At 59.7% G+C, this 10,304-nt stretch carries 15 protein-coding genes; 4 read left to right on the forward strand and 11 right to left on the reverse strand.

Annotated elements, in window-relative coordinates; genetic code table 11:
- The 4 genes from RUH64_RS16755 to uraD form a co-directional block, all read right to left on the reverse strand.
- Positions 1 to 809, reverse strand: an 809-nt coding sequence (locus RUH64_RS16755; RefSeq protein ID WP_313814922.1) for a solute carrier family 23 protein, incomplete at its 3' end; no start/stop codon positions are given.
- Positions 810 to 883: 74 nt separating this feature from the next.
- On the reverse strand, positions 884 to 1,807 hold the full coding sequence (pucL, locus tag RUH64_RS16760) for a factor-independent urate hydroxylase (RefSeq protein ID WP_313814923.1): 924 nt from the start codon (positions 1,805 to 1,807) through the stop codon (positions 884 to 886).
- Positions 1,808 to 1,811: 4 nt separating this feature from the next.
- Positions 1,812 to 2,168 carry a hydroxyisourate hydrolase gene (uraH, locus tag RUH64_RS16765; protein WP_313814924.1) on the reverse strand — a complete coding sequence of 119 codons (357 nt, stop codon included), beginning with the start codon at positions 2,166 to 2,168 and terminating at the stop codon, positions 1,812 to 1,814.
- An 89-nt stretch (positions 2,169 to 2,257) separates the two neighbouring features.
- Positions 2,258 to 2,773, reverse strand: a complete 516-nt coding sequence (uraD, locus tag RUH64_RS16770) for a 2-oxo-4-hydroxy-4-carboxy-5-ureidoimidazoline decarboxylase (RefSeq protein WP_313814926.1) — start codon at positions 2,771 to 2,773, stop codon at positions 2,258 to 2,260.
- Between the two features lie 302 nt (positions 2,774 to 3,075).
- Here uraD and RUH64_RS16775 point away from each other — a divergent pair, with 302 nt between their 5' ends.
- Positions 3,076 to 3,261: a hypothetical protein gene (locus tag RUH64_RS16775; RefSeq protein ID WP_313814928.1), complete on the forward strand. Its 186-nt coding sequence runs from the start codon at positions 3,076 to 3,078 to the stop codon at positions 3,259 to 3,261.
- Between the two features lie 136 nt (positions 3,262 to 3,397).
- Here the strand turns inward: RUH64_RS16775 and RUH64_RS16780 are convergent, their stop codons facing one another.
- Positions 3,398 to 3,733, reverse strand: coding sequence for a LuxR family transcriptional regulator (locus RUH64_RS16780; RefSeq protein ID WP_313814929.1), 336 nt, complete (start codon positions 3,731 to 3,733; stop codon positions 3,398 to 3,400).
- Positions 3,734 to 3,850: 117 nt separating this feature from the next.
- Entirely contained in the window at positions 3,851 to 4,873 is a 1,023-nt protein-coding gene (locus RUH64_RS16785; RefSeq protein ID WP_313814930.1) for an AEC family transporter, read from the reverse strand.
- 216 nt (positions 4,874 to 5,089) lie between these two features.
- Between RUH64_RS16785 and RUH64_RS16790 the strand changes: the two genes are divergently transcribed.
- Entirely contained in the window at positions 5,090 to 5,845 is a 756-nt protein-coding gene (locus RUH64_RS16790) for an SDR family oxidoreductase (protein WP_313814931.1), read from the forward strand.
- A gap of 29 nt (positions 5,846 to 5,874) precedes the next feature.
- Here the strand turns inward: RUH64_RS16790 and RUH64_RS16795 are convergent, their stop codons facing one another.
- From RUH64_RS16795 to RUH64_RS16805, 3 genes are all read right to left on the reverse strand, one after another.
- Positions 5,875 to 6,315, reverse strand: coding sequence for an SRPBCC domain-containing protein (locus tag RUH64_RS16795; protein WP_313814932.1), 441 nt, complete (start codon positions 6,313 to 6,315; stop codon positions 5,875 to 5,877).
- Positions 6,316 to 6,372: 57 nt separating this feature from the next.
- The gene (locus RUH64_RS16800; protein ID WP_313814933.1) at positions 6,373 to 6,630 is read right to left on the reverse strand and encodes a hypothetical protein; all 258 of its coding nucleotides are present in this window, start codon (positions 6,628 to 6,630) and stop codon (positions 6,373 to 6,375) included.
- A 94-nt stretch (positions 6,631 to 6,724) separates the two neighbouring features.
- The gene (locus RUH64_RS16805) at positions 6,725 to 7,186 is read right to left on the reverse strand and encodes a MarR family transcriptional regulator (protein WP_313814934.1); all 462 of its coding nucleotides are present in this window, start codon (positions 7,184 to 7,186) and stop codon (positions 6,725 to 6,727) included.
- Between the two features lie 304 nt (positions 7,187 to 7,490).
- On the opposite strand from RUH64_RS16805, the gene RUH64_RS16810 reads away from it, so the two are divergent.
- Together RUH64_RS16810 and RUH64_RS16815 are read left to right on the forward strand one after the other, a co-directional pair.
- Positions 7,491 to 8,492 (forward strand): pirin family protein, encoded by a 1,002-nt coding sequence (locus tag RUH64_RS16810; protein WP_313814936.1) that lies wholly within the window; start codon positions 7,491 to 7,493, stop codon positions 8,490 to 8,492.
- A 24-nt stretch (positions 8,493 to 8,516) separates the two neighbouring features.
- Positions 8,517 to 8,849, forward strand: coding sequence for a GNAT family N-acetyltransferase (locus RUH64_RS16815; RefSeq protein ID WP_313814937.1), 333 nt, complete (start codon positions 8,517 to 8,519; stop codon positions 8,847 to 8,849).
- On the opposite strand, the gene RUH64_RS16820 is transcribed toward RUH64_RS16815, so the two are convergent.
- Positions 8,846 to 9,034, reverse strand: a complete 189-nt coding sequence (locus RUH64_RS16820; RefSeq protein WP_313814939.1) for a DNA-binding protein — start codon at positions 9,032 to 9,034, stop codon at positions 8,846 to 8,848. The two genes, RUH64_RS16815 and RUH64_RS16820, sit on opposite strands and share 4 nt — an antisense overlap.
- A gap of 4 nt (positions 9,035 to 9,038) precedes the next feature.
- The coding region (locus RUH64_RS16825; RefSeq protein ID WP_313814941.1) for an MFS transporter at positions 9,039 to 10,304 on the reverse strand (1,266 nt) is incomplete at its 5' end.

Consider the following 10,304-nt stretch of genomic DNA (forward strand, 5'->3'; position numbering starts at 1 on the left):
GCCAGGATGTCAGCGGTGGTCTCGGTCAGGATTACGAGAACAACGATGGTCATCGAGATGATGCCGCCAATTTCAAAGACCGGCATGCCGAAGGCAAGCGGCTGTGGGAAGGCGAAGATGGCGCCGGTGCCGACCTTGGAGAAGTCAGCCATGCCCAGCAGTGCGGAAGCTACGGTGCCGATGACGATCGCCAGCAGGATCGACATGCGGGAGATGGCTGCGTTGCCCACCTTCGAGAGCAGCAGTACTACCAGCAGGGTGCCGGCCGCGAGGCCGATGTTCTGCAGTGATCCGTAGTCTTCGGCCTTGGCGTTGCCGCCCATGGCCCAGTTTGCCGCGACCGGTGTCAGCGAGATACCGATCATGGTGATCACGGTACCGGTCACCACCGGCGGGAAGAATCTAATAATTCGCGCGAAGAACGGCGCGATGAGGAAGCCTATGAGCGCTGCTACAAGGACTGAACCAAACACTGACTGGATGCCGCCGCCGCCGTTGACGATAGCCACCATGGTGGACACCGAAGCGAAGGAAGTTCCCTGTACCAGTGGAAGCTGGGCACCGAAGAATGGGATACCGATGGTCTGGAGAATAGTTGCCAGGCCACCGACGAAAAGACAGCTGGCGACCAGAAGGCCGATTTCTTCGGGTGATACACCGGCTGCGCTGCCGATGATCAGTGGCGGTGCGATAATGCCGCCGTACATGGTCAAGACGTGTTGAAGACCATAGGCAAAAGACTTACCCAGTGGCAGTTTTACATCTTCGGGACGTGTCCCTTTGATAAATTCATCTTGTGTAGCGCTCATGGCTGACCTCCTAAGTCAGTCGCTGCCAAGAGGGTGTCGGTGCGGACACACCGACACCCTCTCAACGCTCTAAATTAGATAAATGCTGGAATGTTGGTCCAGATTGGGTGACGAGCTTCGGTCTCCTCGCGGGTGACGGTAGCTTCAATCAGACCGTATGGACGGTCAGCTGCGAAGAATACTTCGTTCGGGTTGTCCTGACCGAAGACTTCCAGATCAACCAAGAAGTGGTGGTTGTTTGGCAGCGAGAACTTGATCTCTGCGATCTCTGGGTTAGCTTCCAGAGCAGCCTTGCCCATTTCGAACATGGTGTGCTGCAGAGCCAGCGAGTGGGTGTTAGCGAACAGGGTCAGCAGCTGCTCACGCACGGATGCGTAAACTGCGTTGAAATCGATGCCCTTGTTGATTGCTTCCTCGGTGTAGCGCCAGCGAGCGGTCACGTCGGTTGCCAGGATGCGATCGCTGGTTTCCTTCAGGGTGGTGTAACGATCCACTGGGAAGCCGTGGAACTCGGAACCGGTGGACTTCAGAACGGTGAGGTCCTCCAGGCCGGCAACGATGCTCTTCGAGCCGTCGGCTGCGATCTCCAGAACAGCGGTGCGAACTTCGCTCTTGTTCTTCGAGAATGCGTGGTCGTGATCGTTGATGCGATCCCAGAAGTACTGCTGAGCTGCCCAGCGGCCGCCGGTGATCCATTCGAACTCACCGGTGAAGTGAGCACCCAGGCGAAGCAGGAACTCTTCTGGGCTGTTCACGCCGTCACGAGCTAGGCCGTAAACGGTGTTCTTCTGGGTGTCGGTTGGGACAACCAGGCCGTTGTCGCCTTCCAGGTGAGCCTTGGTGAAGTCACCGTGCAGCTGGGACGTAACATTCAGATCCTCGATCTGGTGGCGAGCGGTGTCGCGGGTGACCTTGACCAGGCGAACCTCGGCCTTGCCGTACTGGTTCTCGCCGAGAACGATCTTGGTGGTTGCTGGTGCAGTGGTTTCGGTAGTCATGTTTCTAACTTCCTCGGTACGTGGAATATGCAAACGGGCTGATAAGAAGAGGTACGTGGTAGTGCTCATCGACGCTATTGACGTAGAAGTCGATGGTTACCCCGGGGAAGAAGCTTTCCGTTCCCTGCTTCCCGAAGTATTCCCCGATTTCGAATGAAACTCGGTAGTGGCCTACTTCAACCTGAGTCGGTCCAAGGTTCTTGATGCGGCCGTCCGCATCGGTGATCCCTGTGCCGATTTCTTGCCAGCCGGATGCCGTCTTGGCTTCCAGCGTGGCCTTGACACCGGAGGATGGCCTCCCGGTCCCGGTGTCGAGAATGTGGGTGGTGATGTGGCTGCGTTCTGCGCTTACATCTGCCATGTGTTCATCTCCTGCCTTTGCGAGTATTGGTTGGAGGGATTATTGGTACAAAAATCTATGGACTTCTAGCCAGAAAATTAGGCAGGGAGTTAGTTTTTGACCGCGTCCTGCAAGCGAAGCAGGGCGATCTGGCGTAGCTGGTCGGCAACTTCGGCCAGCTCCGCCTCATCGGTATTGCCCAGTCGACGCTGGCACTCAGCGAGGATTTCTTCGCTGGTTCGGCCGGCGGCGCGGATCAGGAAGACGCGGTCAAAGCGCTCTTCGTATTCCCGGTTGGCAACCGCAAGACGTGCGGTGACATCTGCATTGAGATTCAGGGTTGACTGCTCTCCGCGGGAAAGGCTTGCTTCCTGGCTGTCTCCGCTGGCACGTTCACCGATTCGTGGGTGATGGGCCAGCGCAGCGGCGATTTCATCGTCCTTGAAAGGCTGCGCACTGCGAGCCGCAGATTCGTTCAAGTCCTCTAGAGTGGAGAAAGGGCGAGCTGAAACCAGATCGTTGATCCAGCGCTCGATGTCGATGCAGGGACGCAAAACTTCAGCTGCTTCCTGTTCGGAAACTTCATTGAAGACATTCAACTGCATCGGGTGCTCAGCTCTTTTCATACTCAGGGTCTTAATCCAGGAAACCTTGCTGAACACCCTTACCACCGATGAGTATCGGCTTCGACTAGATGTTGGCTCCGTGGAACGTTGCGATTCTACTGTAAGCCACTTCACATGGTGTGCGTCAAGTCATAACCGAAGAATTTCGAAAAAGTAGTACTTATGACAAGTTTTCACATGGCGGATAAGTTTTTTTACGCCAAACTCTTGCCATCGACAGGTGACACACTACATACTAGTTTCGTAAAGCAAAATAAAACTTCCACGATTCGGAAGTTGATATCATTTGAAGGAGGGTCACAATGACCGCTATGAATCCAGCAAACGTGTACTGCTCACCTGAAGGAAAGTGCGTCGTAGTGGCCACCGAAGCACTGAGCTCAGGCCTCTTCCACCCAATTGAGAACCTGGACCCTGATATCGCCCCGCGCATTCGCATCACCGGCGAAACGCCGAGCTTCTGGAGCAAGTTCTTCGGCCGGCACTAAAACTTGCACCTAGGGTGCATCACATAGACCACGTAGAGATCATTCCCCTGAGGCGTCGGGCATGATCTCTACGTTCTTTTAAGGCAAAATGTCAGCGTATCGACTAGCGTCGATACGCTGACATTTTGCTTCTGATCTAATAGTCCAGTTTCGCAACGCTGAGCAGGATACTCGACTCCTCAAGCGCGGTGATCTGCGTTCTTCCATGCGGCAGGATCAGCAGATCTTGGCTGCGCCCTTCCCAGTACTCGCCATCGGAGCTGACTTGAATCCGCCCACTGAGAATAAGAACCGTGGCTTCCCCAGGATTCTCGTGTTCCTGCAGCTCGGTACCTTCCAACAGCGCGATGACGGTTTGTCGCAGGGTATGTTCATGTCCGCCGAAAACTGTTCGGGCGGCGCGACCGTTGCTCGCATTGAATGCTTCGCGAAGTTCTGCACGAGCTATGGCGGTGAGTGAAAACTTCTTCATGAATCCCCGATCGTCTTTCGCGTCCACACCCCATGATCTGCGGAACTAGTCCGCCTTGGTGCGCTGACTATCAGCATGTCGCGCACGGAGCATCGGGTCAAGGCCCTGCTCCCCTGATCAGCGCAGCACAAGTGCGGAGAGGACCGGCAATGCGATCACTGATAGCATGCAGGTGATGACGATTGCCATGGCTGTTGGCTCGCCATCCCCCGTGTCGTTTTGAGCCATGATGTAGGCGGTGGCGCTGGTAGGCATCGCAGCCATCAGCACCGCCGCATTGAACCAGATTGCCGGAAGCTGCGGGGCTAGTAGATTCAGGCACACCACCGTCAACAACGGCAATGCCACAAGTTTGCCAAGGACCATCACGCTCAGCGCCGCTGCCGAGCCTCGGGGCGCCTGCTTCACCACTCCTTCCCCTGAACTGCTCGGCGTGGGGCTTCGTCGGAAGCTGCGGTCGATGGTTCTGCGCAGCGACATTCCAATGACGAATAAGGCGCCGGGGGCCGCAGCTCCTGCCAGCAAATCCACCGTGTCGTTCAGCGGCTTAGGCACCGGGAGCGAAAAGATCAGCACCGCGCCACCGATAAGCATCGACCACGTCACCGGACTGTAGATCAGTGCATTCCTGATGGTCCGCAGCATGCGCGCTGCACTGGGTTTATGCCCCTTGCCTCCGGCCGCCGGCAGCATGATCTGGGCAAGTATTGGGAAGCCCACCATGAAAATCACGTTGTGGATCAGTTGCCCCATGCCTGCAGCAAGCCCCGCCTGGGGGCCCATCACACCCAAGATCACCGGGATGCCAAGGTATGACACATTGCCGAAGGAAGTCGTCAGCATACCGGCCAGCGATCGGGGGCGGTCTTGGCGCATCAGGTAGCGGAATACGATCCAGCACAGCAGGGAAAAGAGCAGCGTCGCTCCGATCACCGCAATAAAGAACTCACTCGGCACCCCGCCGCTGGCATCGGCCTGAGCGACGACCTTGTACAACAACGCCGGGAGAGCCACATAGAACACGAAAACGTTCAGCGCCGGTTCAACGCTGGGCGGAAACGTCGGAGCGTAACTGGCCGCATAACCGATGAGCATGACGAAAAAGAGCGGCAGCACACCGTACAGTACGTCGAGAAACACGAAACTCCTTTGCGGGATTCACCGGGTTCGCTGGCTCAAACCGGCCATTTAACGCTACGGGTTCTCACCCGAGTTCTCAGAACCGATGCACCTCATTCGTCATCTGCACCCGGTCCCCCAGCAACATCTCGGTAAATTCTGGGCGATGCAAGCCCCTGCTTCCTAGGATTGAAAACACGCCTCACCAATTTCCACCTCTAGCCGCAAGGAGACTTGATGAATCAGGCAGCCTCAGCACCATCAACCATCGTTATTACCGGAGCCGGCACCGGCATCGGCCGGGCTACCTCACGACTGATGCTGCAGCAGGGTTGGAATGTAGTTCTCGCTGGACGCACCGAAGCAACGCTTCGTCAGACGGCCGAGGGCCATCCACAGGCCCTGGTGGTTCCAACCGACGTGACCGATCCAATTGCAGTAGATTCACTCTTTGCACAGGCTGCGCAGCGCTTCGGAACGGTGGATGTGCTGTTCAACAATGCAGGAATTTTTGGTCCCGCGGTATCCATCGACGAGTTGAGCCCCGAGGACTGGGAGCAGGTCTGCAATATCAACCTCACAGGTTCCATGAATGCAGCCCGTTCGGCTTTTGCGCTGTTCAAGAAACAGGGCGGCGGACGAATCATCAACAACGGCTCAATCTCAGCCCAGGTGCCGCGAGTGAACTCGGTGGCCTACTCCGTCACAAAGCATGCGATTGCCGGGTTGACCAAATCATTGGAGCTCGACGGACGCGCCTACAGGATCCGTGCGACCCAGCTCGATATCGGCAATACTGCCAGCGATCTTCTCGATGACTTCGGTGCCACCCAGGGCGCCCTGCAGCCCAACGGGCAGCGCGCGGTGGAACCGACCTTCCCCCTGATCGAGGCCGCCGAAGCGGTGGCGTACATCGCCTCGGTGCCCCTGGGAACTTCCATCAACCAGTTCACCATCACCGCCGGAGGCATGCCATATATCGGCCGCGGCTAGGGCTGCTCGGAGCCTAGAAGACTCGGAGCCTAGAAGAACTGTGCCAGCAGTTCTTCTAGCTTCGCGAACGCCGAGTTCCAGGCCTTCGTGCTCGACTCGATGACCTCAAAAGGCAGCGGGCTCTGAGTCAGCGTGATGATAGTTTTTCCAGCGAACTCGTTGAAGTCGACGCGGGTGTGGATCACCATGTCAAGGGTCATCTCGTGCGGCCCGTCGGCGCTGATCAGACACTTGTACTCGTCGAATGTGGTGATGACAGCCTTGAGTGGAACGCTGGATTCTGGGTTGCCGAGCTGGACCATGTTCAGCTCGTGGCGCCCACCGACCACCGGTTCAAGAACTACCGACTCTTCCTCGACGGTCCAGCCCTGCGGGCCCCACCATTGAGCAATAATTTCTGGTTCGACGAATGCCGCCCATACCGCGCTGCGCGGTGCTGAAAACTGCCGGGTCACAAACAGTTCGCTCATGGATTCCATGCATCAAAGATTATCGCGAAATCCAGTCCGCGGTCGATATGAGATCGGCTACTGTGGGCGCCGACGTGGCTCCATGCGCCCAACGGTATATATTGTTTGCTCATCCGCGGCGGTGCCCGCAGCCTCGTGAGCCTTCAAGACCCTATATGCCCGATCCCATTTGATACGCTCGCGGGGGCTGGCGGTGATGGTGCGTTCGGCCGGGCCGAAAATGCTCAAACCGAGGTACTTCAGGCGCCACAGGGTACGGTATCCGGCGCTCAATCCGGTGGTGTCCTCAATGATGGGCAGCGGTGACTCGTCCATGATGGCCTAACCTCGTCGGTGTCGTCGGAAGTGTTTCTACACTTCCCCACAACACCAGTGTACGACATTAGTTGGTGCACCAACTAATTTAGGTTCAGCCCTTCGGAGCCGCCGCCCCGGCACTGATCATCCTGTTCAAAATCCCGCGCAGCTCCACCACTTCATCGAGGCTCAAATTCAACCTGCGCATCATCTCCCGCGGCACCTTGACCGCCTCGTTGCGCAGCTGAGCGCCCTGTTCGGTGGTGTTGATAATGATGGACCGCTCATCCTCGGGGTTGCGGGTCTTCGTAATGAGTCCCGCCTTCTCCAGCCTTTTGAGCAGGGGCGAGAGTGTTCCAGGATCTAGATGCAGCTGTTCGCTGAGCTCCCGCGCACTCATCGGAGCAAACTCCCATAGTGCGAGCATGACCAGGTACTGGGGATGCGTGAGGCCAAGGGGGTCCAGAACCGGCTTGTAGGCAGATATCACCGAGCGCGAAGCAACTGCCAGTCCGAAGCAAATTTGCTTCTCCAATGCCAGCAGGTCCTCGCCTTGCAGTTCAGTGCTCTCCACGGTTCGTGTCTCTCCCTATGGTCCAAAATCTCCAATTTCCCCCTTCGATCGTACGCTGTGCCCGGCAAAATTATTTGAGACTTAAATCAATACTCAGGGCCGAACTCGCTGTTGCCCACCAACGTTTGTAGCTTTAATTCGAGGTCAGAGAGCTCCCACTGCCAATCCGCCTCCGGCTTCATGCTGAATCATTGCCTGAGGGATCACGTTCGCCGGTACCTCATCTGGTGCACTGCGGCCGCCCGGGTGGGAACCTCGGCGTTGTGGCTAGCGAAAGTACGCCCTACTGCATAGCCTTGTGGCTATGAGCAACCTTGAGCAGGCCCCAGCTGAGATCGACTGCTGCGCGGGAGAATCCCGTGCCGAGGTCGAGACCCTGGAACCCCGTGCGGTTCCACTCGGCGGACCCCGGGCCATGACAGTCTTCCGCACCTTGCCGCAGAAACAGCGCAGCCTCATCGGTGCCTGGTGCTTCCTGGACCACTATGGCCCGGACGAAGTGAAGGTCACCGGCGGCATGGATGTTCCACGCCACCCGCACACCGGTCTGCAGACAGTCTCATGGCTTTTCACCGGCGGAATCAACCACATCGATTCGGCCGGCCACGAGGCACTGGTGCGCCCCGGCGAGGTCAACCTGATGACGGCGGGCCACGGCATCAGCCACTCGGAGATCGTGACCTCCGAAACCCAAACCCTGCACGGCGCCCAGCTGTGGACGGCCCTGCCCGACAGCGCGCGGGATATGCCCCCGACCTTTGAGAACTACCGCCCGGAACCGCTGCACACCGAGCGGTGGAGCATGTCGGTCTTCCTCGGCGGCTTCAGCGTCGGCGGCATCTCCTCCACCTCCCCGGTGCAGACCCACACGGAACTGTCGGGGGCGGAGATCCGGCTGCAGCCGGGTGCTGAAATACGCATCACCGTCCCCGCCCACCACGAACACGGGGTGCTGCTTGATTCGGGAAGCCTTCAGGTCAACGGGCACAGCCTGAAGGTCAGGGACCTGGGATTCGTCAGGGCAGGCTGCACCACCTTGCACCTGAAGGCAGGCGACGAGCCGGTACTGGCGCTGCTGATTGGCGGCGAACCGCTGAACGAGAACATCTTGATGTGGTGGAACTTCGTCGGCCGCACCCACGAGGAGGTGCTCGCGTTCCGCGCGCAGTGGCAGGCGGAGATCGGCGCCGAGCCCGGCGATGCGACCGAAGACCGCTTCGGCCCCTTCCCGCCGAACACCCCCGACCCGCTGCCCGCACCGGCGCTGCCAACGGTGCGGCTGCGCCCACGCGTCAACCCTTCCTAGAAAGATCGATGAGGAGATCGCCCCATGAGTGAAATCAAGCCCGTATTTTTACCCGAACGCAACCGCTTCGCGCTGGTTGACTGCGACAAGCGCATCGGCGCCGCCCACTACCGCGACTATGAGGGCGCCGATGGGGTGGAGCGAGTCTTCTTCCACACCACCGTCGACGAAGAGTACGGCGGCCAGGGACTGGCCAGCGTCTTGGTGAAGTTTGCGCTGGAGAACACCATCGCCGCCGGGGCGAAGATCGTCCCGGTCTGCCCGTACGTCAAAGCCTATGTGGCTAAGCACAAGGACTACGACGAACATCTGGCGCAGCCGACCCCTGCGCACCTGGAGATCTTGCCGCGCGCCTAGGCCTTGAGCTGCAGCCCTTGTTCGGCCAGTGCCTCGCGCAGGATCCGGATGGCTTTGGGCCCGACCCCGTGCAGCGCCAGCAGCGCTGCTTCACCGGCATCACCGGCCTGTTCCAGGCTGGTGATGCCCTCCTGCGTTAATGCGCGGGTGGCCGGGGCCCCGATCCGCGGTAGTTCTGTAGCCATGGGGCTAGCCTACCGAAGCACCGGTTTCAGGCAAGGCCTTGGTCCGCGGGGCGATAAGGATCAGCACCACCGAGAGCAGCAGGCAGAAGCCGAAGACCGAAACGAAGCCCATGCCGTCGGCCGCCATGGCAAAGATCACGCCGCCGAGGGCCGTGGATCCCGCGGTGCCCAGGGAGTCGGCCAGGGTCATCGCCGAAGAATTGAACCCCTGCTCGCGCTCGGAAGACAGGGCCAGCATGTTCACGTTCTGCCGCGGGAAGATCATGCCCATACCCAGTCCGCCTAGGGCCCAGCCGCAGATGAGCACCAGCACCGGTGGGTGGAACAGCGCGGTGCCCAGGGCGGTGGCGATGGCGATGGTTCCTGCCACGGCGCCGAGCGTGATGCTCAGCGAGTTCGGGAGCCTGTCACCCAATTTGCCCTGCAGCCACGAGCCGACCGACCAGCAGATCGCTGAGGCGGTCAGCACCAGACCTGCGCGGTCGGGGGCCAGCTGGTAGTCCTCGCGCAGCAGGTACGGCAGGTACACCTCCACGCCGAAAAAGGCGGCGGTGGTCAGCGTGCGCGTGATGACGGTTGCCGGCAGACCGCGGCGTGCGATGAAGGTCCCCTGGGGCAGCAGCGGCCTGATCGCGATCAGCGCCGCTGCCAGCGCGGCAAGCAGGGCGGCCAATGACCAGGCGGTCCCGGTGTTGCCCAGCAGGTTCATCGCGATCACGGCCGACGCGGTGAGCGCCGCAAGCAGCAGGCGTTTGGAAGACACTGGGCCCAGCTGCGAATTGTTTTCGCGAGGAAGCTTGTTCAGGGCCGGGATGACCGCCGCGAACGCCAGGACCACCAGCACCATCACGCCCAGAAAGACCCAGCGCCAGCCCAGGTGCACGGCGATCAGGCCCGCCAGCCACGGTCCGATGAGCGCGGGAAGCACCCAGGCGGTGGCGAAGAGGGCGAAGATCTTCGCATGCAGGTGTCCCGGGTATGCGCGGGCGATGAGCACATAGATCGCCACGGTGATCGCGCCGCCGCCCACCCCCTGCAGCACGCGCCCGCCGATGAGCATCGGCATGCCCGACGCGGTGCCGCAGATCAGCAGCCCGACGGTGAAGATCGCCACCGAGGCGAAGAGTGGAATCTTCGGACCGCGGCGGTCGGTGATTTCTCCCGCCGCCACCATGCCGAGCATGCCGCTGGCCATCGGGGCGGCGAAGGAGAGCGCGAACAGCCGCTCACCGTCCAGCAGCTCGCTGACCATAGGCATGACGGTGGTGAC

The sequence above is a fragment of the Glutamicibacter sp. genome, assembly GCF_032154645.1.
Lineage (GTDB): Bacteria > Actinomycetota > Actinomycetes > Actinomycetales > Micrococcaceae > Glutamicibacter.